The 22,317-nt window shown below is 41.6% G+C and carries 20 protein-coding genes; 8 read left to right on the top strand and 12 right to left on the bottom strand.

The annotated features are described in order from the left end of the window. Positions 1-66 precede the first annotated feature (66 nt). The gene (locus tag AC1DQW_RS04220; protein WP_477452979.1) at positions 67-867 is read left to right on the top strand and encodes a shikimate dehydrogenase family protein; all 801 of its coding nucleotides are present in this window, start codon (positions 67-69) and stop codon (positions 865-867) included. Continuing rightward, the gene (gene gldD / locus AC1DQW_RS04225) at positions 864-1,442 is read left to right on the top strand and encodes a gliding motility lipoprotein GldD (RefSeq protein WP_477453070.1); all 579 of its coding nucleotides are present in this window, start codon (positions 864-866) and stop codon (positions 1,440-1,442) included. Before AC1DQW_RS04220 ends, gldD begins: the two co-directional genes overlap by 4 nt. 468 nt (positions 1,443-1,910) lie before the next feature. Here the strand turns inward: gldD and AC1DQW_RS04230 are convergent, their stop codons facing one another. Then, positions 1,911-3,137, bottom strand: coding sequence for an alpha/beta hydrolase-fold protein (locus tag AC1DQW_RS04230; RefSeq protein ID WP_477452980.1), 1,227 nt, complete (start codon positions 3,135-3,137; stop codon positions 1,911-1,913). Positions 3,138-3,514: 377 nt separating this feature from the next. Continuing rightward, on the bottom strand, positions 3,515-5,494 hold the full coding sequence (locus AC1DQW_RS04235) for an alpha-ketoacid dehydrogenase subunit alpha/beta (protein ID WP_477452981.1): 1,980 nt from the start codon (positions 5,492-5,494) through the stop codon (positions 3,515-3,517). A gap of 105 nt (positions 5,495-5,599) precedes the next feature. Here AC1DQW_RS04235 and AC1DQW_RS04240 point away from each other — a divergent pair, with 105 nt between their 5' ends. Then, the gene (locus AC1DQW_RS04240) at positions 5,600-6,451 is read left to right on the top strand and encodes a DUF4198 domain-containing protein (protein ID WP_477452982.1); all 852 of its coding nucleotides are present in this window, start codon (positions 5,600-5,602) and stop codon (positions 6,449-6,451) included. Between the two features lie 277 nt (positions 6,452-6,728). Here AC1DQW_RS04240 and AC1DQW_RS04245 read toward each other — a convergent pair whose 3' ends face one another. Next, positions 6,729-8,630 (bottom strand): beta-N-acetylhexosaminidase, encoded by a 1,902-nt coding sequence (locus AC1DQW_RS04245; RefSeq protein WP_477452983.1) that lies wholly within the window; start codon positions 8,628-8,630, stop codon positions 6,729-6,731. Positions 8,631-8,831: 201 nt separating this feature from the next. Next, positions 8,832-9,746 (bottom strand): hypothetical protein, encoded by a 915-nt coding sequence (locus tag AC1DQW_RS04250; RefSeq protein WP_477452984.1) that lies wholly within the window; start codon positions 9,744-9,746, stop codon positions 8,832-8,834. 346 nt (positions 9,747-10,092) lie between these two features. Here AC1DQW_RS04250 and AC1DQW_RS04255 point away from each other — a divergent pair, with 346 nt between their 5' ends. Continuing rightward, the gene (locus AC1DQW_RS04255) at positions 10,093-11,658 is read left to right on the top strand and encodes a glycoside hydrolase family 10-like protein (protein ID WP_477452985.1); all 1,566 of its coding nucleotides are present in this window, start codon (positions 10,093-10,095) and stop codon (positions 11,656-11,658) included. Positions 11,659-11,749: 91 nt separating this feature from the next. Here the strand turns inward: AC1DQW_RS04255 and AC1DQW_RS04260 are convergent, their stop codons facing one another. From AC1DQW_RS04260 to AC1DQW_RS04295, 8 genes are all read right to left on the bottom strand, one after another. After that, on the bottom strand, positions 11,750-12,538 hold the full coding sequence (locus AC1DQW_RS04260) for a DUF1835 domain-containing protein (RefSeq protein WP_477452986.1): 789 nt from the start codon (positions 12,536-12,538) through the stop codon (positions 11,750-11,752). Positions 12,539-12,643: 105 nt separating this feature from the next. Beyond that, entirely contained in the window at positions 12,644-13,708 is a 1,065-nt protein-coding gene (locus tag AC1DQW_RS04265) for an SGNH/GDSL hydrolase family protein (RefSeq protein ID WP_477452987.1), read from the bottom strand. Positions 13,709-14,108: 400 nt separating this feature from the next. After that, complete coding sequence (locus tag AC1DQW_RS04270) at positions 14,109-14,885, bottom strand: DUF6515 family protein (RefSeq protein WP_477453071.1); 777 nt, start codon at positions 14,883-14,885, stop codon at positions 14,109-14,111. A 526-nt stretch (positions 14,886-15,411) separates the two neighbouring features. Then, on the bottom strand, positions 15,412-15,984 hold the full coding sequence (locus AC1DQW_RS04275) for a thiamine pyrophosphokinase (RefSeq protein ID WP_477452988.1): 573 nt from the start codon (positions 15,982-15,984) through the stop codon (positions 15,412-15,414). A gap of 410 nt (positions 15,985-16,394) precedes the next feature. Continuing rightward, positions 16,395-17,042 (bottom strand): tetratricopeptide repeat protein, encoded by a 648-nt coding sequence (locus AC1DQW_RS04280; protein WP_477452989.1) that lies wholly within the window; start codon positions 17,040-17,042, stop codon positions 16,395-16,397. 271 nt (positions 17,043-17,313) lie between these two features. After that, positions 17,314-17,859 carry an SMI1/KNR4 family protein gene (locus AC1DQW_RS04285; protein WP_477452990.1) on the bottom strand — a complete coding sequence of 182 codons (546 nt, stop codon included), beginning with the start codon at positions 17,857-17,859 and terminating at the stop codon, positions 17,314-17,316. A gap of 219 nt (positions 17,860-18,078) precedes the next feature. After that, positions 18,079-19,041, bottom strand: a complete 963-nt coding sequence (locus AC1DQW_RS04290) for an AAA family ATPase (protein WP_477401267.1) — start codon at positions 19,039-19,041, stop codon at positions 18,079-18,081. A gap of 10 nt (positions 19,042-19,051) precedes the next feature. After that, on the bottom strand, positions 19,052-20,488 hold the full coding sequence (locus tag AC1DQW_RS04295; RefSeq protein WP_477452991.1) for a peptidylprolyl isomerase: 1,437 nt from the start codon (positions 20,486-20,488) through the stop codon (positions 19,052-19,054). 178 nt (positions 20,489-20,666) lie between these two features. Between AC1DQW_RS04295 and AC1DQW_RS04300 the strand changes: the two genes are divergently transcribed. The 4 genes from AC1DQW_RS04300 to AC1DQW_RS04315 are packed head-to-tail and all read left to right on the top strand — an operon-like array spanning position 20,667 to position 22,303. Next, positions 20,667-21,233: a hypothetical protein gene (locus AC1DQW_RS04300; RefSeq protein ID WP_477452992.1), complete on the top strand. Its 567-nt coding sequence runs from the start codon at positions 20,667-20,669 to the stop codon at positions 21,231-21,233. A gap of 9 nt (positions 21,234-21,242) precedes the next feature. Further along, positions 21,243-21,473, top strand: a complete 231-nt coding sequence (locus AC1DQW_RS04305; protein WP_477452993.1) for a hypothetical protein — start codon at positions 21,243-21,245, stop codon at positions 21,471-21,473. A gap of 7 nt (positions 21,474-21,480) precedes the next feature. Next, positions 21,481-22,074, top strand: coding sequence for a non-canonical purine NTP diphosphatase (locus tag AC1DQW_RS04310; protein ID WP_477452994.1), 594 nt, complete (start codon positions 21,481-21,483; stop codon positions 22,072-22,074). 58 nt (positions 22,075-22,132) lie between these two features. Further along, positions 22,133-22,303 carry a hypothetical protein gene (locus tag AC1DQW_RS04315; RefSeq protein ID WP_477452995.1) on the top strand — a complete coding sequence of 57 codons (171 nt, stop codon included), beginning with the start codon at positions 22,133-22,135 and terminating at the stop codon, positions 22,301-22,303. The last annotated feature ends 14 nt before the right edge of the window (positions 22,304-22,317 follow it).

Consider the following 22,317-nt stretch of genomic DNA (forward strand, 5'->3'; position numbering starts at 1 on the left):
TATGGCACTTATCGTTTCTGTGTATATCTTTAGGCGTTTATTTTAGGCAATAACAAATAATAATACATGAAACATTACGGGCTAATAGGTTTTCCGCTTTCGCACTCCTTTTCAAAAAAGTATTTTGCCGAAAAGTTTAAAGCAGAAGGTATTGAAGATGCCGTTTATGATCTATATCCGCTTGAGCATGTTAAAGATCTGCAGGATCTGCTGGATGAAAACCCTAACCTTGTGGGGCTTAATGTTACCATACCGCACAAAGTTTCCATTATACCATACCTTGATTGGGTTGAGCATGATGCCCGCATGGCCGGAGCCGTAAATTGTATCTGTATCAGTAGCGAAAGCCCGCTGCAGGCGGCTTTTACCGGCGAGGTTGGAATACAAGGTCACGATTTTAGGCTTGAAGGATATAATACAGATTTGTATGGTTTCGAAATGTCGATAAAGCCGCTCATCAACGATACAAATGACGAGGCGCTTATATTGGGTGATGGAGGGGCTGCAAAAGCAGTAAGATGCGTGTTGGAAAATATGGGCATCGCCTATAAAACAGTAACCCGGAAACCCCATCCAGATCATTTGCTATTCAGCGATCTGAAACCACACCACATTAAGCAGCATAAAATCATCATTAATACAACACCTGTAGGTACTTATCCCAATATTGATGAATGCCCGCCGATTCCCTACGAGGCTATTACCGATGAGCATTTATTGTACGACCTGATTTACAACCCAGAAGAGACCCTGTTTTTGAAACGCGGACGTGAGCAGGGAGCAACCATCAAAAACGGCTACGAAATGTTGGTGTTGCAGGCAGAAAAATCATGGGAAATATGGAATACGCCAGACCTGCGCACATGAGATATACAGGTTTAATAGTTTTAGTGTTGATGTTGTTTGCTGCCTGTGGCGGCAATCATGATTACTCACCCAAGCCGCGCGGGTATTTCCGTATAAAGTTCCCTAAAAAAGAATACCAGGATTATACGGCAGGCTGCCCTTACACATTTACCTATCCCAAATATGCATTTATTGAGCCGGATCTGAGCAGAAATGCAAAACCATGCTGGGTAAATATGCAGTTTCCGCAGTTTAATGCAACGCTGCATTTAAGCTACCAGCAGGTTACTTCAAAAAAAGAATTCAATCAGTTAGTGGAGGATGCACGCACCTTTGCTTTTAAACATACGGTAAAAGCAACCTCAATTGATGAAGGTATAATAGCTTACCCCGGGCGCAAAGTTTATGGCATTTATTACACCATTGATGGTAATGCAGCATCTTCTGTGCAGTTTTTCCTGACGGATAGTACAAAAAACTATCTTAGGGGGGCACTTTATTTTAACTCCGAACCAAAATTGGATTCCATTCAGCCTGCCCTTAATTTTGTTAAGAAAGACCTTCAGGTTTTGATCAAAAGTTTTAAATGGAGATAGGCAGGAGTGTTAAGTCAATAGTACTAAGTCGTAAGTTATAAGTCGGATTTTTTCTTTTTTTGACTTGGCTAAGAAGCTGTCTAAAAATAAAAAAACAGACCGTCATTGCGAGGTACGAAGCAATCCCCAACTATGCAGATCGGATTTGCACAGCTACTCTGTAAATCGGGGATTACTTCGTGCCTTATAATAACGTGTTTGCAAGCTGCTGATTATCAGTGCTATTTTTTAATATAATCTATGTCATTGCGAGGCACGAAGCAATCGCATGCTATACAGGGCGGACCTGCACAGTTCGCGATTGCCATGCTGCGCTCGCAATGACATGGTTGTTGTGAGCCCGCTAAAGCCAGCACGTGATCCCCATTTTTCCGGGATTTTCCTGGTGGTACCTCGCAATGACGGTTTTTTTTTATTTTTCGACAGCCTCTGAAACTTTCGACTAAAGGCCAACGTCAATTCAGGGTTTTATTTCCCTTGCGCCATCATCCTGATTTTTCCCTTTAAACCGGTATCCAAAGGATTTATTTCAAGGGCTTTTTTATAATTGGTTATTGCTTTTTCTTTAAACCCTTTTTTTAACCACGCATCGCCAAGATTGTTAAAAGCTTTATATGACCGGGGGTAATTTACCGTGTTCATCTCAAAAAGACTGATGGCATTATCAATAGTTGCGGCATTTTGCACCAGGTATAATGCCCAGTTGTTAATAGCTGTTTCCCCGGGCAAAATAGTGTATCCATATCGCTGCGATAATTGCTGATAGTGTTTAGCTATAACAGTGCTGTTAACTTGCCTGGCGTCCTGCTCCGGAAGGTCCCATTGTTTAAAAATAAAACGCAGTGCATCATAATATGCGGTTATAGGCTCGGTCATATGTATATCCTCCGGGTAATGAACATATTTATGATCGAGCCCTGTGACTTGCCTTTTTATAAGGAGCGAATCAAATGTAAGCAGGTTGGCATGAAATGCCGATTTATCGGCTACACCCTCGCTGGCATCGCTGTAAAAAAGTATCTTATTAAGGGTTGATCCTTTTTGCAGTTTTTTATCGGCCAACTTCAGCAAATATTCTCTATCCCACCAAAATGACGGGCTTACAGCAATATAAGCGTTAAACATTTCCGGGCGCGTTAAAAGGCAATTAATGGCGGTAATACCACCAAATGAATGGCCTGCGAAAACACTAAACGGCTGGGTTTTATAATTCGATTTTATATAAGGTATAAGTTCATTTTGTATAAATTGAAAAAACTGTTCGTTGCCCCCGCTTGGCCTAAGCCATGATGTTGAACTGGTATCGGGTTTTCCGTAATAATCAGTATTTGAATGTGTAGGTGTAAGGTCGCGGGTGCGGTTTGTGTTAGCTATGCCAACAACAATCATTTCGGGCATCACATTTACATCCGGCCGGCTCAGGTACCTGCAATACTCGGCTACCATGCCAAAATGATTGTCGCCATCCAGTATATACAATACCGGGTAACGTTTGCCGGTGTTTAAAGAATCTTTAGCCGGAGTATAAATATATATCTTTCTTTTTTCATTCAGGACCTTTGAGGTAATCGTTATAGTTTCTGCTGGTATTGGTTTAAATTCGGGGTCGCTTTGCGCCAGTGCACGCATTGCAATCATCATTGGCAACAACAAAACGGCGCCAAATATCAGGTAGTATTTAGGTGAGACTTGCATTTAAAGTAATGTTAAATTAAGGAATTATTATGCCTTGACTTATACAACTAAAAGTAGATGTATGTATTCTAAAAGTAGATATATATTTATTAAAAGCGCATTATGTTCAACCAATTAACAAGCGGGAAATAAGAAATAAGCATTGGTGCCAGATCCCGTAGGCCCTGCGCTAATTCTGTAAAACATCGGTTAATTTGAAGTTTAAAGCTTAAAAGTTACAATTAGTTAAAAATGTAACTTGCTGATTGTCAGGAAATATAGTGTTCCATTGCCTATTTTTAGTAAAGCTTAAAGTGTTGACTATCAGCATAAATAGCGTTCCAGCCGTTCCGCAGCGTTCCACCGTTCCGGTGGAACACCCTATTGTATTAATTCGGCTAATAGGTGAGTAACTTGTCCACCGTTTCCCCCAACCTCGCTTTCGCCAAAAACTGGTCTTCCAATGCTTTGTTCATTGGTATAGCGGTATCAAGGCTGCCACAGCGCATTACAGGCGCGTCAAGGTATTTAAAACAGTGCTCGGCTATGTGGGCAGCTATTTCGGCCCCGAAGCCGCTGGTGAGGGTATCCTCATGCAGTACCAGTGCCCGGCCGGTTTTCTTTACGCTTTGTTCAACAGCTTCTTTATCCCATGGCTGCAGGCTGCGCAGGTCGATGATCTCTAAAGATTGGTCTGGATGTTTCGCTGCATAGTCCAACGCCCAGTGTACACCCAAACCAAAGGTAATAATAGTGGCTTTTTCGCCTTGTTGTACAATATTAGCTTTGCCTATTTCTATTAGTACATCATTATCAGGTACTTCACCGCTGATGCTGCGGTACAGGTATTTGTGCTCAAAGTAGATCACCGGGTTAGGGTCGTCAATAGCGGCCAGCAGGAGCCCTTTGGCATCTGCCGGGAAGGCCGGGTAAACAACCTTCAATCCCGGCGTTTTGGTGAACCAGGCCTCGTTGCTTTGTGAGTGAAACGGTCCTGCTCCCGTGCCGGCACCTGTAGGCATGCGTATTACCACATCCACAGCCTGTGCCCAGCGGTAATGGGTTTTGGCCAGGTTGTTAATGATCTGGTTAAAGCCGCAGGTTACAAAATCGGCAAACTGCATTTCAACAATAGCTTTATAACCGTTAAGCGCCAGGCCCATGCCGGCACCAACAATACCCGATTCGCAAATAGGGGTATTACGTACCCTGCCTTTGCCAAATTCTTCCACAAAGCCCTGGGTTATTTTAAAGGCCCCGCCATACTCTGCAATGTCCTGTCCCATGATCACCAGGTTGGCATGTTTGCGCATGCCTTGCCTTAAGCCATCACTTATGGCATCAATATAACGTTTGCCGGTTGCTGGCGTAACCGATGGCTGATTCGCCGGGAAGTGATAAGGCCTATACATATCAGCCACCTCTGTTTCAATATCCGGAACAATATCGGCCTCGCTATAAACCTTTTCAAACTCCGACTCGATAAGCGTGGTAAACTCCTTTTTGATCAGTGGGATCCATTCGGGGAGTAGCACCCGCTCGTTCAACAGGTATTTCTCAAAATTAGCCAGCGGGTCTTTAGCACCCCACCACTCAAACAAATTTTGCGGAACATATTTGGTGCCCGATGCTTCCTCGTGCCCGCGCATCCTGAAGGTCATGCATTCCAGCAAAACCGGGCGTGGGTTTTCCTGGATACTGTTTTTAATATCAGTTATGGTATGGTAAACTTCTAAAATGTTGTTGCCATCAATGCGGCGGCCTTCCATGCCGTAACCTTTGGCTTTATCAACCAGCTGGCTGCAATGGTATTGTTCGTTAGTAGGGGTGGATAGGGCGTAACCATTATTCTCTACCAGGAAAATAACGGGTAAATTCCAAACGGCAGCAATATTAAGGGCCTCATGAAAATCTCCTTCACTGGTAGCGCCCTCGCCGGTAAATACCAGGGTGGTTTTCTTTTGGTTGGATAGCATGTCAGCCAGGGCAATGCCATCTGCAAGGGCCAGTTGCGGGCCAAGATGGGATATCATCCCGATGATTTTATATTCCTGCGTGCCAAAGTGAAAGGAGCGGTCGCGCCCTTTGGTAAAGCCCGATGGCTTGCCCTGCCATTGTGCCATTAAACGCGAGAGTGGGATATTTCTGGTTGTAAAAACGCCCAGGTTGCGGTGCATGGGTAAAATATACTCATCGGCCTGCATGGCCAGTGTACTGCCCACGGCAATGGCTTCCTGGCCAATTCCTGAAAACCATTTGCCGATGCGCCCTTGCCTTAGCAGGATCAGCATTTTCTCCTCAACCAGGCGCGGAAGCAACAATTTTTTGTAAAAAGACACTAAAGTTTCAGTATCAAGGTTTTTACGGTCAAAAATCATAATGTAAAACTACTGAAGTTTTTAAATGGCAACGCCCTCAACAAGGCTAAAAAATAATATTTTCGGGTTAAACTTTGTATGTTTGGTAATCCTAACAAAAAACTTATGAAACGAATTGGATTTTTACTTATAGTGGTGTTGTTGCTCATTGGTTTTGCGGCTTCTTCTCAGGATTATTTTTTATTACCCGGCAGCTTTTATATGAAAAAGGGAGATAAACTCGATCTGCATTTATTAAGCGGCAGTGAATTTGTAAAAGAGGGTGAATACAAGTATGAAAGCGGAAAGATCTCTAAATTTATGTTGTACGAAGGAAAGAAGCAAACCGATCTCAGTAAGTCTCCTAAAGATACCTCGGCTAATTTTTTGAACTATAAACTGGAAAGTCCGGGTTTGGCGATGATAGAGGTGGTTAAAAGTGAAAATGTGGAATCTGAAAGGAATAAGTTTTTAAAATACCTGAACAACGAGGGTCTTGATAAAATTGCAGAAGAGGCCAAAAATAATAATCAGCAATATTTTGTAGAAAAAACAACCCGCTATTTAAAAACGCTTATAACAGTTGATAAACCGAGCGATAAGGATTTTGATAAATCATTAAACGAGGAATACGAAATAATTATAAAACAAAACCCATACAAAGCCGATTATGGCGACGATGTAACGGCCCAGGTGCTTTTTCGGGGAAAGCCGTTAAAAGAGGCTGTGGTTATACTGTATGTTAAAACCATTAATGGTAACGTATTTCCGCAAAAGCTGAGTGCCGATGCAGGCGGGCTTATTTATTTTAAGCTAAGCCGTGAAGGGATCTATATGTTAAGCTCGGTACATATCGAAACATCTAAAGATAAAAATGCAGACTTTGAAAGCTGGGGTACTACCTTCACTTTCGCCTTTACCAATAATGGTACCATGCCCGATACTTATAAGGAGTTTGGTTTTGGCAATAAGCATTAATTTCCTGGGAGCAAGGGCTTTTGGAGCAAGGATGGAAGGATAAAGGAACAAGGATGAAATTCTATCATATGGGCGTTTTATTTGGCCTGCGCTTTCCATTCATGGGCGCATGCTTCAATCGCTTACACTAAGGAAGACGCATATGCAAAATAAGAAAGCCTTTCGGTTCATATATCCGAGAGGCTTTCTTATTTGAATCTTTATAGTTTTTAAAGTTGCTTAGAATATCGTTGGATCATAAAAGTCCTTGATCCTTTATCTATACATCTTTACTCCTTTATTTAACCCGTTTAGCCAGATCGGCCAATGGCATGGTAACCATACGGCCGATGGGCTTTTTACCACGGTAGGTAATTACCTTTAGCATTGTTGCATCCTTAGGCGCATCAATAGGAGCTGTATATTTAGGATAAAAATTGTCGGGTAAAGAGTTATCAAAGCTGTAATAAGTATCCAGTCCCGGCGCTTCGTTGATAAGCGTTATTTTGAGGGTGTTATCGGGGTTTTTAGTTGCGCTAAATGATGGATCATATACACTCGGCGCATATTTGGTTTCAGATTCATCAAAGCGTTCAAACTGTTTTTCTACCTTGCCAAAAAAGTATTCCCAATTCTTTTTTTCTCTTGGCGACCATACCGATTCGGCAATGGCCATGCCCCTTGGCCAGGTCATATATTCGGCCTGGCGGATGTTATAAACCTGCTCGGTCCATAAATTAGCCTGGCCACCTTTTATCAGTTTAGCATCAACGCTATCAGGCACCGGCTCAAACTCGTAGGTTTTATTCAGGCGTAATTTGGCGTAAACTTTGGTTTCGTTTACATCGCTTTGCATGTAATCCAGATATGCAAAGGTGGTAGGGCTCATCACTACATCATGGCCCATTTTTGCAGCTTCAATTCCACCTGCAATACCCCTCCAGCTCATTACAGCAGCATTAGGACCCAGGCCGCCTTCCAGGATCTCATCCCAGCCCATAAATTTTTTGCCCTTTGATTCAACAATTTTTTCCAAGCGTTTTTCAAAATAGCTTTGTACTTCCTGTTGGGTTTTCAGGTTTTCTTTAACCATTAAGGCTTTTATGGCTTCGCTTTGTTCCCAAAAGTTTTTGGCGCACTCATCGCCACCCATGTGAATATATGGGAAAGGGAAAAGCTGGGCAACTTCGGTAACAACCTTATCTAAAAATGCATATACATTTTCATTGGCCGGGCATAAGGTATTATCAACAATGGCGGTATTATGCGGGCCCTCCCACTTCATAAATGGCTCGCCAGAGTTTACTACATATTTATCAGCACCCGGAGTACAGGAAAGTTCCGGATAAGCGGCTACAGCGGCAAGACTATGGCCCGGTACATCAATCTCTGGCAGTATATTTACAAAGCGGTCTTTTGCGTATTGTACCAGTTCCTTAATATCTTCCTGGGTATAAAAGCCACCGTAGGTGCGCGGCTCATCCAAAGTGGGCGGGGTAAATGTACCAAACTGTCCAACTTTTTTAACATTATAAGCCCCAACTGTGGTAAGTTTTGGCAGGCTTTTAATTTCAACCCGCCATCCTTCGTCGTCGGTTAAATGCAGGTGCAGCAGGTTAAGTTTGTATTTAACCATAGCATCTATATATTGTTCAACCTCGGGTTTGGTAAAAAAATGGCGCGATACATCAAACATTAATCCCCTCCATCCAAACCTGGGATAATCGGTTATCTCAACGGCAGGAGCTGTCCATTTAATGCCCTTTGCAAATTCCTTACCTTCAAATTCTTTAGGTAATAGCTGTATAAAGGTTTGTAAGCCGTAAAATATGCCGGCGGCCTCGTTGGCTTTTATTACCACCTTTTTTGCGGTTACCGATAAGTTATAGCCCTCAGTCCCGATCAGCGGATCATTTTTCTTGTTCAAAACGAATTTGATGGATGCAGATGGCGCTATGCTTTTTACAGCGACAGCGGCACCTGCCGCGGTGTTTAGCTTCTTTTTAAGATAGGTAATTACAGGCACTAATTCGGGCTGATTACCGGCTTCAAGAATAACAATTTTGGGTAATATAAATTTGCCCACCTTCCGGGTGACCTTAACCGGCTCCGGAATAATGGACAAACCATTATTGGGCGCCTGGCCAAATGAAAAAAAATGCAGACAGCAGCAGCATAGTAACAGGAATAGTTTTTTCATACATGAACTTGGTTTTGAAATACTTAATTGGGAAACAGCATGCAAATTAAACTTTTTAAAGAATATTAAAAAGTTGTAACAGAAAAGTTAATATTTCACCCGGAGCCTATGTTTCGGAGTGGATTGGGGGCGACTATGAGGCACAAAGCCCCGTTCCGATCACGGAACAGGGCTTTGGATATTTAATTTAATTAGTTGTTTTTATTTTAGTGTAAAACCCGTTTTACCCATAGTGCCACCATCGGCATAAAGTAATACGGTGTAAGTGCCTTTTACAAAAGGTGGGGTAGGGTTAAGCCAGTCAATTGTATATTCGGTACCGTCATCCTTAAAATCAATTGATGTTTTATAGGTGTATTGCAGCTCCGAATTATCAGCAGTAAAAGTTCCTCCATCGGGCGCCGTAATGAGGTTACCGGTTGGGTCAATGATACGTACATATATATCGTGCAATGATTTGTCAGCTAATGTGTTGCTTGCAACTGTAAAATTGATCTTGATTTTTTTAGCTGGTCCGGCACGGGTAACGTCAACCTCTTTACCGCTGCCTTTAATTTTATAGGCAACTATATTTGATGTGGCCAGCTTAAGGACTTGTGCTACTTTTACTTTAGCGTCAAGATCCTGGTTTTGTTTCTGGAGGGTATCGGCCTTTTTAGCAACATTGGCCAGGTTGCTTTTTAAGGTATCCCGTTCGGTTGTTAAGGTGGCGTTTTGTTTGTGCAGCTCTTCAATATCGGCCGTATACTTAGTTACAAAGTACCGTAGCTGTTTAACATCTTCCTCTGCTTTTACCAATTCGGCTTTGGTAAGTTTACCCTTGGCCAACTGGGTTCTTAATACCTGAATCTTCGCTTTTAACGAGTCATTTTTGGCTGTTAGCTCTTTGGACATTTTGGCCTTACCAGCATTCACCTGATCAACCTGGGCCTCAAGGCTGTCGAGATCGGCCTTTAACCTTGTTTGTTCATCCTGTTGGGTAACTATCCGCACATCCGATTTGTTTTTTTGGAGGTACAGGTACACATCGGTACCTAATAAAGCCAATACCACCACAATAAGAAAATAAATTACGTTCGAATTTTTTTTAGGTGGTTGCCCAGATTGATTTTCCATAGCAATTAAATGTTTAAAGTTTAAATACAGTTTAAAGTAGAAAGCTATTAAAAAAACTTCTGTTTAACTGTGGTGTTTAGTTTACAAGCATATCCATATAAATTGATATAACCTGCTTTTATTGCAATTTTAAGTGTTGTTTCAAATTAATTACACAACGCTATTAAACGTAAAAAGATTTAAAATATGATTTTTTTTTAAAATTGAGATTTTAAAATTATGCTGGCGACGCATAAAAATAAGTACAATATGCCAAAATCGCAATATCAAAGCAAATTTATATAGGATAATAAAAGGCCTACCATAGGAGTTTTATATCTTTGTATCTTCTAATTAATTCGTTTTAATGTATATATACCGCCATTTTTTACTGCTGATAACCCTCTTGTTTATTGTAATAAGCATTAAGGCACAACCGGCTGAACCGACAAACTCGCCTGCGGTAGCTAAAACAGAACCAAAGCGCGAATTTAGAGGGGTATGGGTTGCAACCGTAGTGAATATCGACTGGCCAACCAGCACCAAACTAACATCCGACCGTCAGAAACAGCAATTGATTGATATATTAAACTCGCACCAGGAAACCGGTATTAATGCGGTTATGCTACAGGTAAGGCCCGCTGCTGATGCCTTTTACACCAAAAGCCGTGAGCCATGGTCAAAATATTTAACGGGCAAGCAGGGGCAGGGACCAAGCCCGGCTTATGATCCGCTTGAATTTGCCATTACCGAAGCCCACAAACGAGGCATGGAACTACATGCCTGGTTTAACCCATATAGAGCAACTTTTGACGGCAATTTTGCAGCGCTTAGTCCACAGCACATCACTAAAATAAAACCCGAATGGTTTTTTACCTACGGTGGTATTAAAACATTTAACCCAGGCCTGCCCGAAGTGCGCGATTATATAGTACAGGTAATACTGGATGTGGTGGATAATTATGATATCGACGGCGTACATATGGATGATTATTTTTATCCCTATCCTATTGCCGGGCAAAAAATAAACGATGAAGATACCTATGCCAAATATGGCGAAGGATACGATAATATAAAAGACTGGCGGCGCCATAATGTTGACCTATTGATAAAAATGATTGGTGACAGCGTGCATGCGCATGATCCCAACATTAAATTCGGCGTCAGCCCGTTTGGGATCTGGGCTAATAAAGCCCAGGACGAAGAGGGATCTGAAACCAATGGCGGATCATCCTATTATGAAAATTATGCCGACTCGCGCGAGTGGATCAAAGAAGGCTGGGTAGATTATATAAACCCGCAACTGTACTGGCCTATTGGCAACCGGGCCGCAGCCTTTGATAAATTACTAAACTGGTGGAGCAATAATACCTATGGCCGGCATTTGTATATAGGCCAGGCCGCTTACCGCATTAATGAACGAAAAACCGCAGCTTTTAAAGATCCCACTCAGTTGCCCGACCAGATTAACATGATCAGAAATAACCCTAGAGTGCAGGGGAGTGTTTATTTCAGTTCCACCTCGCTTACCAATAACCCCCTCGGCATTATCGATTCATTACGGGATAATTATTACAGGTATCCGGCATTGCCGCCTGTTATGCTTTGGCGCGATTCAGTAGCTCCTAATGCCCCGCAAAATGTTACAGCAAGACCATCGGTAAATAAAAACAGCGTAATGGTAAAGTGGCTTACACCCACACTTGCAAAAGATGAAGAGGCTGTGTACGGCTATGTTATCTACCGCTTTGATAATGAGAAAATAAATATCGACGATCCCAAAAACATCCTGAAGATCATCTATAATGCTAACCTTAGCTACGAGGATAACACTGTTCAAAAAGGTAAAACTTATTTTTATGTAGTAACGGCATTGGACAGGCTCAAGAACGAGAGTGAACGATCGCCTACCATAGCGGTCACGGTACCTTAATGTTTAGCTGTTCATTGTAGCTCCTGCAATTGATAGCTATACTTTGGCTGGTTATTCTTCACGCAGCTGATGATATAGGAGCTAATAATTATTATAGCTCAATAAGCTGTTTTTGTTTAAGGCGGCTAAGATAAATATCAATTTCCGAATCGCCCATGCCATATATTTTCTCTGTCGACCAAAAAGCCAGGTATATTTCGATTCTTGTTTTGATGCCGCTATTATAGATACCCAACAGCTTTTGTTCTATGTAATTTAGGCCCTCTGCATTTGTTCGTAATCTTTTTAAGTGGGCTTGCAGGGCGGGCTTAAGCAGGTGTAATACTCCCCAAAAGGAGTTTTCATTAAGCCATAGTTCCAGTTCATCAGCATTGCCGTTTACATACAGGGGCCAGGCTTCTGCTGCCAGCTCAAATTCCCATTCGTTTAACTGCTCCCGGCTGTCGTAAAGATCTTCCAACTGATCTCCGGTTAACTCACCCATGCCCCTGAAATCTTTTACCTCCGGATAATCTGCCGGGCAAATAAGGTAAACCGCCGGGGCCGACATGTTGGTTTGCTGGTTCAACATTCGCATTGCGCCCAATAGGTTTACCTGGCAATGCAGGTCGAACTCAAACCATAGGTTAATCTCTTCATAAGGTTCATTCAGTTTGCCCAGTTCATCAATCACTTTATGCTGATACTCTTCAACAGGCTCATTAAAGGTTTTATGGATCCATTTGGAACGGGCACTCCAAAAGCTTCCCGAGGAAATGTTTTCCTGCAATGGGCCTTCGGATAATACCTCGCGCCATACCATTACATCGCCATCAAGCCCGGTCTGGTTAAAACCATACAGGGTAGAGTCGCCATTAAGAATATGAAGAATGTTGCTCATAGGAGTATGTGATTATATAGCAAAGCAACGTGTTTTATGATAATTTGGGTATGCGTTTGTAAAATAAAAATACGTCCCCCGTAAATTCCCTGGATATGGGGCTTATTACCAGCCAGTCAGCTTTTTTAAACAAGCGACGAGCTCTCCGGCAATAAGCTGGTGTTCATAAAGATCGGGATGCCCACCGCAGCCATTATTGTACTTGCGTAAAAAAAAGTATTTATAAACCTTTTTATCTCCCCTGGCGTTGGCATAGGCAGTTATGGCATTAATATAACGCTGCAAAACGTCGGTAAGGATGCCATTGGCCATGGGACTGGTTAAACAAACAATATCGGCCTTGGGGTACTTTTGCCTTAATGTGCCAATAAACTTAAGATAAGCGCTGCAATACAGGGCTGAATCCTGCACACCATCATTCTGACCCAGGCAAATGGTAACCACATCGGGCTGATAACGCTTAAAATCCCAGGCGATCGAATCATTACGCAGGAATACCTTATCAAATATCTGTGGCATTACTACATCCATATTACAGCAACTGTGTACAAGGCCAATGCCTGCAACGGAGGTAAGCTGCCAGTCGGCATTTAAATTACGTGATGTGGTTGGCCCGTAGCTCATATAGGCATTGTGCTGATCATACCATTCGCCTTTATCGCATGGCACTACCGATTGGTCCATGCCAGCACCGCTGGTGATGGAATCGCCGATGTACTCTATCTTATGTTTTGCCTGTAGGGGTGCCAACAGCTTTTCGCAGCGGATGCCAACAACATCAATAAATCCGATCATTGATTCGGTGTCTTTACAGATCAATACGGTGTGGATGCCATCCGCCAATCCATCAGCCACAGTAATCACATTGGTTTTGCCGGTGGTTTGGATGCGATAGGGTTTTTCGTTATCAACGGCTATCTCCAGGTAGTTGTGATTTTTACCATAAATTACCTGGTCGTTAATAAGTACCTGGCATTTGCTGCCTTTAAACCGCACCTTAATATACACTCCCGGCGACCACATCCTTGGCCTTATTGGGTTCGAGAGATCAACCCGGCCAACATATTGTATGAGCGGGTTGTTGGCTTTGTATAGTATAAGGGAATCAACCGCAGACGCCTTGGCGCTTAATGATAATATAGTAAGTAATAAAACAGCTAAATATTTCATGATGGGTAAAGCGCAATGGTTATTGTAAAAATAGCTAAGGTATGCAATTAATACTTTTATAACGTTCAATGGACCGCAATTAAAATAACAGGCGTTCCACCGGAACGCCCCTGAAGACTGGAACGGGTGGAACATCTTTTTGCCTGTAGGTCAATAAGTTAACATATGGTCAAAACAAGGCATGGAACGCCTTTGTCCTGTAAGCCAATATGTTAGGTTTTTATGAATTGCGTAATATTTGCCAGGATACGGGGAAATATAAGGTGTCGCCCTGAAAAAGTTTGCTCTTTTGGTGATTAATCCTGCGCTGAGTTTACACAGCTGTTTCGGGCAGGCTCCATAAACAAAACAGGCTGCCTCAAATTTGAAGCAGCCTGTTCATTATGTATTTAAACGGAATTTATTGTTGCTGATCTGGTTCATCAGATGGTGTACCTACAACTTTATAAATAGTATCGCCGTTGTTGTTTTTGCTTTCCTGGTAATAAAAACCATCAGGAGAAACATATAATTTTTCGCCGTTGATCTTTATTTTCCGGCAATCATCAGGTAACTGAGTAACAATATCACCTATTTGGGGGCCTTGCTGATAGTCGCCATTGCCGCTGTTATCGGTATTCAACTCGCCATCTTTACCTGCTATTACATAAACCTGTGTGCCATCATCTTTGGTATATGGTTGATAGTACACACCATTTAATTCATAGTACTGCTCGCCATTAATGGTAATTGATTTTGCATCTGTTGGTAAGGTTTTAACCTCGGCACCTATAGGTGGTTCAACAACAGTGTACTGATCATTATATTGACGGTAGTATAAACCATCGCTATAGTAGTACTGGTAATCGCCATACCAGAATGGATAATATCCGTAAGGTAAAAATCCTATGCTGAAACCAATACGTGGGTAGTAATATGAACTGTAGTAGTTATGATATGGATAATAATAGTGGCTTCCAAAATATCCGCCACGGCCACCGTAACGATAAGAACCGCGGTTATAAACCCTGGTACCGTATCCGTTAGCGTTGTTGTAGTAAGAGCCACGGCCGCCATTATAAGCACGCCTGTCAACACTGTTATAGCTACGGGTGCCACCAGTGTAAACACGTTGCCCGTTTGTGTTTACGCCGCTGCGCTGAGGGGCCACAGCTACGTTATTTGACCTTGTGCCCATGCCGTAATTGCCACGCTGGGGCGCTACATTTACGTTGCCACGGGTTACATTACCACGATTTACATCGCCGCTGCCGCTAAAGCCACGTGATGGGGGAGCCACTGCAGCACGCTGACCGCCGCCGCCGCCATTAAATGAAGGACGGGCAACACCAACGCTGCCGCCACCAGAAGGACGGGAAACGCTAACACTACCACCGCCGCCGCCGGATCTTGAGCCGCCGCCACCGCCACTGCTGCTTCCGCCACCACCGCCGCCGCCTCTGCGTTGTGCCGATGCTGTAAAAGCTAAAGGCAAGCTCAACAAGCCTGCTAAAGCGAATGAAAATAAATTTTTATATGTCCTTTTCATGATTGAAAGTTTTTACTGTTCAGCAGGTATTTTGCTGAGTATATATTTAGACCAAAAAATGTTTAAACGGTTTAATTTATATTTATAATTATTTAGAAATATTACAAAAAGTACACCAATATAAAATTTACCTTAACAACAACCCTCAAATTACCTTTTTATTGCAATACACTTACTAATTTAATGCCTCGGCAATCAGCAAAAAAGGGTCTTCAAACTGCAGGCTGAAAAAACCATCGCCGGTAGTTTTGTAAAGCCCCTGCCCATTATTTTGCAAGCCTTTGTATTGCAATGCGTTAGGTTTTGTCAATAACTCAATTTGCTCCCCGGCCGGTTTCCACTTGCTGAAACCCGACGTAACGGGATAAATTTTTTGCTGCGCGTTAAAAATAACCAGGTTAATTTTACCTGCGTAAGGCAAAAAATCCGCTAATGCCAACTCGTCAGTAATAATGTTCACCGCCGGGTAATTATTAGCAGTAAGGAACTTTAAAGCCGCTACCGCCAGGCTGTTGTTCCCTGCCGGGATCAGTTTAATATCCGACTGCGGGATCATTTCATCACCATAGCTAATTATCCAATCTACCTTAATCCCAAAACTGTTTAACTTTTCGGCAGTATCGGGTGTAGTAATCACCGTTGGGCTCCACTCCAATAATTGTCCCAGCAACTCTTCCTCAAAATTATCTATACCCAGCACCAGCAGTGCGGGTTCCTGTTTTTCGCGAACAATATGATGGGATGACATTGGATAAAGTTAGGGGGAATAAATGAATATTGGATGAAAAGAGGAGGCAGGAAAATGTTAAATTATCATATTTAACATTTGGGTTTAAAGTATTACGGCGTAATAAGGGGCTTAAAAGCGATTCGACCTGAAATAACAATAGAGATTTGTGGAGTAAATCCTGCTTAAGCTAAATTGTTTGTTTAGTGCCCCGGCGTGAGGTTGTACTTGAATTGCTTCCCACATTATTTCCATAGATGGGTTTAAATGTGGTCCTTAGACTACAAAACTCGAACTCTTTTATGGATGATTTCCATAAAGCAGCGGGTTTAGAGGATAATTTGTCCGAGTTTTGAAAATGCCGATCTATAAAACATCGATGTATGATGCCGTGTTCTAAAAGCATTTTCTTAATTAAGAATGGCCTCACCCTAAAGAAAGTCATTGACATCAAGCTCATTGTTAATTATCATTTTAGTGTATTTAATATCCGGATAATTCATTTTCTGAAGCTCAGCTAATGCATTATCTCGTTCTTTTATCTGATGATTAAAATGATAGGCAATTACTAAATTTCCGAGAATTCCAGGGCGAGTTTTAGTCAGATTCAGTCTCCTAGCTTTTTCCCCCAATTCAACAGCTTTTGAGTAGTTCTTATTTTTAATCTCCAGCACCAACAAACTCGCATAGCAATCGGGATTGTTAGGATTTATCGCTATTGCATTTTCATAGTATTGCCTTGCTTTTGCATAATTCCCTTTCATCCTTTCTACTATTCCTAAGCCTACAATAGCTTTATCATTCTCTTTATCTAGTTCAAAGCCCTTTCTATAAGCCAATTCAGCCCCAAGTGTATCATTTAGCTCAAGTTTTACCAAGCCCAGATAAGTCCAACTTTGAGAAGAACCGGGATATGTCTTTATGTGTGCATCTAACTCATTTTTTGCTTTTTCAAATTCTCTGGCGTAGTACAACTTATTTATTCTCTTAACATCCAATTTTTCACGAGACGGGTATATTTTTTTTATCAAAAAAAATATACTTAAAACGAGTATTAGGAGCCCGAATATTTTCCTCATTTTCATTTCTTGCTAAGTAAATATTCTGTCAAAAATTAAAGCAGAATAATATGTTTCATAAGTTGTAGCTAAAGGTAATTAATATCGTTTTGAATACGACAACAAAAAAGCCCTCAGAATTTCATCCAAGGGCTTTTAAATAATTTTCCCATGCCGTTCCCATGGATGGGTTTAAATGTGGTCCTTAGACTACAAAACTCGAACTCTTTTATGGCTGATTTGCATTGTGCGGCTGGTTTAGAAGATCGTAGTTACGATTCTGAAGTATTTCTTAGGAGTTAAGTGTCAGTATTTTTTTGTCTTTTCGATTTCTCAATTCTGCAGTTTCATATTCCAATAATTCAATAAACGACTTATCTACTTTATTAAAGAGGTCAAGTTCATGATCCCATCTATAAATTATCCCCTTTTTGTTAAAGCAATACACATCAGCATCTCCAATGACTTTCATAAATGGAATATAGTCGTTATTAGTTTGGTTCGTAAAGGCGTCTGTTTGGATATTAATATCCAAGCACTCTGGTATATCAGCTGCAAATCCAAAAACTTCCAATCCATAAAGAAAAGACCAAAATGGACCAACTTCTAACTGTTTAGGTCGAGGCCAGATATCCTCTTTAATTTCAATCCTAAGTCCACCTAATGGCGAAAGTGAATAATCCTTAAAATCCTTTGGTAACTTGATTTTATATCGTTTCTCAACTTTATTTAAAACATCACGTTGAGGTGCGTCTTTGCCACAGGCGAAAAGCGAAAAATCTTCATCTATATATTTCAGAAGCATTTTTTCGTAATCGAATGGTTTTTTGAAAAACATTATTAATGATTGGGATTCAAGCCTGAAGTAAAGATAAAAAACTATCCCAACAAAAAACCCCTCAGATCTTATCTAAAGGGTTTTAATAATCTTCCCATGTCGTTTCCAAGGTGGGTCATTTAGTGGTCCCGACGAGAACCGAACTCCTGATGTCCCATTTTTTTAACACGAAGAAAAAAAACACAAAAATAGATTTGACGAGTACTTTGAAGTCGCCCCCTAAAACAACCCTTCAATAATATCAGCTGCCGAAAGTCCTTCTGCCTCGGCGTGGTAGCTGCGTACAATACGGTGGGTTAAAATAGGTTTGGCAACGGCCTGCACATCTTCAATATCGGGTGAGTATTTTCCGTTGATCACGGCATGGCACTTAGCTCCCAAAACCAAAAACTGTGATGCCCGCGGACCGGCACCCCAGGTAAGTAAGCGGTTTATCTGTGGTGCGGCAAACGCGGTATTGGGGCGGGTTTTTGACACCAGCTTTACGGCATATTCCATCACATGGTCAGTAACCGGGATGTTGCGCACCAATTGCTGAAAGTAAGTGATTTGCTCGGCATTCAATATCTTTTTAACATCTACCTTTAAAGTGCTTGTGGTGTTTTTAACAACCTGCAGCTCCTCTTTAAACGATGGGTAATCTAATGCTACGTTGAACATAAACCTATCCAGCTGGGCCTCGGGCAGGGGATAAGTTCCTTCCTGTTCAATGGGGTTTTGCGTGGCCAATACAAAAAAAGGTTTGGCAAGTTTGTGCGTAACCCCGGCGGCGGTAACCGCTTTTTCCTGCATGGCTTCCAGTAAGGCAGCCTGAGTTTTTGGCGGGGTACGGTTTATTTCATCGGCAAGGATGATATTGCTGAAAACAGGGCCGGGTATAAATTTAAAATTACGGTCTTCGCCTAAAATTTCCGAACCTATGATGTCTGATGGCATCAGGTCGGGAGTAAACTGGATGCGTTTAAAATCAAGGTCGAGCACCTGCGATACGGTTTGCACCAACAGGGTTTTAGCAAGGCCCGGTACGCCTACCAGTAAACAATGCCCATTGCTGAAGATAGAGATCAGCACAAATTTCACCACCTCATCCTGCCCAATGATAACTTTCCCTATTTCGGATCGTATTTGCTGGTAAGCCAGTTTTAAAGCATCGGCAGCTTCAACATCAGAGCGGTGTGGCATAAATTGGTTGTTATTTAGCTTGAGCGGTTGCGGTTGGAGCGGCTATCCATTTTTTCAGGATATCGCAGGTTTGGTATTCCTTGTCAATTTTGATAAAAGTTTCCTTTCGGCGTTTATCAAACCACTTGTTTACGGTTTTACTGTTTTTGTCCTCAAAAGCAAACTCCTTCAGTTTAGGAAAATCCTGTGCCAGGTTTGCCTTGTGAGCATCCGTAGCCGATTTTAAGTATAAAATTTTGTAACTCTTTTTACCATCGGCCCCAGTAAACAAATCGGGTTTTGAAATGCTGCCCACCTTCATGGTATCAACAATAAGCGCAACTTTAGGGTCAAGTTTATCAGTAGGTATAAAGGTTGATCGGGTTTGTACATTTTCGGCATTCAGCATCATGCCACCGTTAAATTTGGTTTCCTTATCGTCTGAGTAATAAGCGGCTGCTGATGAAAAGTCAATTGTTTTTTTGTTTGCCTGCATCAGGGTATAAATACTATCTGCTTTTGTTTTAGCCCTATCCAGGCTGGCCTGGGTTATGGCAGGTGTAATTAATATATGCCTTACGTGCACCTGCTCGCCGCGGCGTTCAATAACCTGTAAAAAGTGAAAACCGAAATCGGTTTCAAATACCGGCGATATTTGCCCGGCTTTAAGTTTAAATGCATTTGCTGTAAATTCTTTTACAAATGTGGTACGATCTGCAAAACCCAGATCGCCGCCTTCAACCGCCGATGCCGGATCCTGTGAGTAAAGCCTTGCCAGGGTTCCAAAGTCTTCACCTTTTTTAACCCTTGCCAGCAATTCCTCTGCCTTTTCCTTATATAATTCCTTCTCTTCTTTACTCAATTTAGGCTGAAAAACTATCTCGCCAATCTCTACCTCTTTATTAAAGGAGGGTAAACTGTCTTTCGGAATGGTGTTAAAATAATCTTTTACATCCTGCGGGGTCACATTCAGCTTTTCGGTAATTTTAGACTGCATTTTTTGTGCAATCATTTGCTCTTTCATATCGGGACGTATTTCATCCTTGTATTGGATAATTGAGCGGCCTAAAAAGCCTTCCAGTTTGTCCTGGCCTCCGGCCCTTTGCATCATTTCGCGCATGCGGCGGTCAACACTGGCATCAATATCATCGTCTTTTACGTCGATACTATCAATAACTGCCTGCTGAGCCAGTAATTTTTGAGTTAGCAATGATTGCAAAATCCGGCATTTCATATCCGGGTTTGGCTGCATGCCCTGTACAAGATACTGGGCGTATTGTTGTTCAATGTCAGATAGTAGTATGGGGCTGTTACCAACAACGGCGGCAATTTTATCCAGTGTTTTGCCCGGCGTTCTTGCCGTAATTGTATCGGCTTTGGCCGCGGCAGCCGAATCGGCTTTTACCTGTGCCCTGGTAACTGATATAATGGATATAAAACTTAAAACTAATAACCCTAACTTTCTCATGTAATGCTTCTGTACTAAATAAAACGGAAATAACGTATCCGTTAAAACTTCAAATTTCGGTAAAATTTATTAATTATAGCTGTACAATTAATTTCAATAAACACGGTTGGCTATAATTGTGCTAATATGGTTATAATGCTTGAAACCGTTTAACTACTTTTGGTTAAAATTTGTTAAAGTGAAAGTTGAAAACCCGGTTGCCCTACGCTTTGTTTTGCAGGATGAGCTTTATCTGCTAAATGCTGATAGGCCGCTATATAATAACATGGCAACGGCCGCACCAGTAGCTGATGAAGCTGTACCAATAGTTAAACAGCCAGAACCCGTAATAACAGCATCACAACCCGAAATAAAAACGCAGTTGCCGGGCTTTAATTATCTGGGTAAAAATTTAAAGAATTTTTTGGTGCTGGTACATTATCCACACCTGGAATTTATTGATGATGCGCATTTAACCGCATTAACCAATATTATTAAGCGCAAAGAATTAAATGTGGATGATTTGGCCATAGTTAACCTGGCTAAGCAGGGTAATACCCATTATGATGGATTGGTGAAGTTTTTTAAACCCGCGAAGCTGTTGATATTAGGTAAAAGTGCATTGCCCCAAGGGATCCCGGAGCTGGTGTTAAATACTCCTAAAGCCTTTGAGGGCTTTACAGGGCTATATAGCTTTAGCTTTGGCGAGATGATGGACAGTGTTGATAATAAAAAAGCCTTCTGGGAGCAGATGAAAGGATTGTAACTTAACAGGATGGACGATCACATTAGCTTCAACAAAGAAATTATACGGATCTTAACCGAATACGCTGAAGAGAATCCTTCGCAACGTTTTGGACAACTCCTGTTTAATTTAGATATCAATCAGTTTCGGGATAAAAATAATCCATCAAATAAGGATTTTCTTTGCCGGGATATTCATGCAGATTCAAGTGAGGATATTTTGAAACGGATTAAAGAACGAATTGAACAACTAAAAGGTTAAAAGTAATATGACAGAATTGGTTTTCGCAACAAATAACCGCCATAAACTTGAGGAGGTTGAGAACAAGCTTCAAAAAAAAATCAAACTGCTAACCCTTAATGATATTGGTTGCTATGATGATATTGAAGAAACCGGTACCTCCTTTAAACAGAACGCTTCAATAAAAAGCAGGTACATTTATCAAAAATATAATCTTAATTGCTTTGGGGACGACAGTGGCCTGGAGATAGACGCGCTTAATGGCGCCCCGGGAGTTTATTCGGCACGTTATGCAGGCGAGCATGGTAATCATGCGGCCAATATTAAAAAGGTATTGGATAATTTACAAGACGAAACCAACCGCAAGGCCCGTTTCCGTACAGTAATATCATTGATATGGAACGGGGAAGAGCATTTTTTTGATGGAACTGTTGAAGGCACTATTCGCACTGCGCCCAGCGGAACAGATGGTTTTGGATACGACCCCATATTTGAGCCCGATGGCTACGATGTAACCTTTGCCGAAATGAGCATGGATGAGAAAAATAAGATCAGTCACCGGGCTAAAGCCATGGAACTGTTAATTGATTTTTTAATCAACGAGAAAAATATTAAACAGTGATTAATTTGATGTAACTTTTATGCTATTTATCCGTAAATAGGGCCATATCGATTACCTCATGGAATTAATAGCTCAAATTAAACACAAGTTGCTTTCAACAGATACAGATCGTTGCTTTGCTAAAAGCCTTAAGAAAGTAAAAGAGGCTGATGAGGTGAGCGCATCAATTACCGAACGTTTACTGGAGATTCAAAAGACATTTAAGTCAAAAAGTATTGAATTAGGTTAAGCTTTGGCAGGATT

It is taken from the genome of Mucilaginibacter sp. P5_A4 (assembly GCF_056400605.1).

Coding starts and splice junctions, on each gene's coding strand:
- AC1DQW_RS04250 (WP_477452984.1), bottom strand. CDS start 9,746: ATGGAAAATCAATCTGGGCAACCACCTAAAAAAAATTCGAACGTAATT.
- AC1DQW_RS04310 (WP_477452994.1), top strand. CDS start 21,481: ATGACAGAATTGGTTTTCGCAACAAATAACCGCCATAAACTTGAGGAG.
- AC1DQW_RS04270 (WP_477453071.1), bottom strand. CDS start 14,885: ATGGGCACAAGGTCAAATAACGTAGCTGTGGCCCCTCAGCGCAGCGGC.
- AC1DQW_RS04220 (WP_477452979.1), top strand. CDS start 67: ATGAAACATTACGGGCTAATAGGTTTTCCGCTTTCGCACTCCTTTTCA.
- AC1DQW_RS04305 (WP_477452993.1), top strand. CDS start 21,243: ATGGACGATCACATTAGCTTCAACAAAGAAATTATACGGATCTTAACC.
- AC1DQW_RS04290 (WP_477401267.1), bottom strand. CDS start 19,041: ATGCCACACCGCTCTGATGTTGAAGCTGCCGATGCTTTAAAACTGGCT.
- AC1DQW_RS04255 (WP_477452985.1), top strand. CDS start 10,093: ATGTATATATACCGCCATTTTTTACTGCTGATAACCCTCTTGTTTATT.
- AC1DQW_RS04315 (WP_477452995.1), top strand. CDS start 22,133: ATGGAATTAATAGCTCAAATTAAACACAAGTTGCTTTCAACAGATACA.
- AC1DQW_RS04230 (WP_477452980.1), bottom strand. CDS start 3,137: ATGCAAGTCTCACCTAAATACTACCTGATATTTGGCGCCGTTTTGTTG.
- AC1DQW_RS04285 (WP_477452990.1), bottom strand. CDS start 17,859: ATGTTTTTCAAAAAACCATTCGATTACGAAAAAATGCTTCTGAAATAT.
- AC1DQW_RS04260 (WP_477452986.1), bottom strand. CDS start 12,538: ATGAGCAACATTCTTCATATTCTTAATGGCGACTCTACCCTGTATGGT.
- AC1DQW_RS04240 (WP_477452982.1), top strand. CDS start 5,600: ATGAAACGAATTGGATTTTTACTTATAGTGGTGTTGTTGCTCATTGGT.
- AC1DQW_RS04265 (WP_477452987.1), bottom strand. CDS start 13,708: ATGAAATATTTAGCTGTTTTATTACTTACTATATTATCATTAAGCGCC.
- AC1DQW_RS04275 (WP_477452988.1), bottom strand. CDS start 15,984: ATGTCATCCCATCATATTGTTCGCGAAAAACAGGAACCCGCACTGCTG.
- AC1DQW_RS04280 (WP_477452989.1), bottom strand. CDS start 17,042: ATGAGGAAAATATTCGGGCTCCTAATACTCGTTTTAAGTATATTTTTT.
- AC1DQW_RS04295 (WP_477452991.1), bottom strand. CDS start 20,488: ATGAGAAAGTTAGGGTTATTAGTTTTAAGTTTTATATCCATTATATCA.
- AC1DQW_RS04245 (WP_477452983.1), bottom strand. CDS start 8,630: ATGAAAAAACTATTCCTGTTACTATGCTGCTGCTGTCTGCATTTTTTT.
- gldD (WP_477453070.1), top strand. CDS start 864: ATGAGATATACAGGTTTAATAGTTTTAGTGTTGATGTTGTTTGCTGCC.
- AC1DQW_RS04235 (WP_477452981.1), bottom strand. CDS start 5,494: ATGATTTTTGACCGTAAAAACCTTGATACTGAAACTTTAGTGTCTTTT.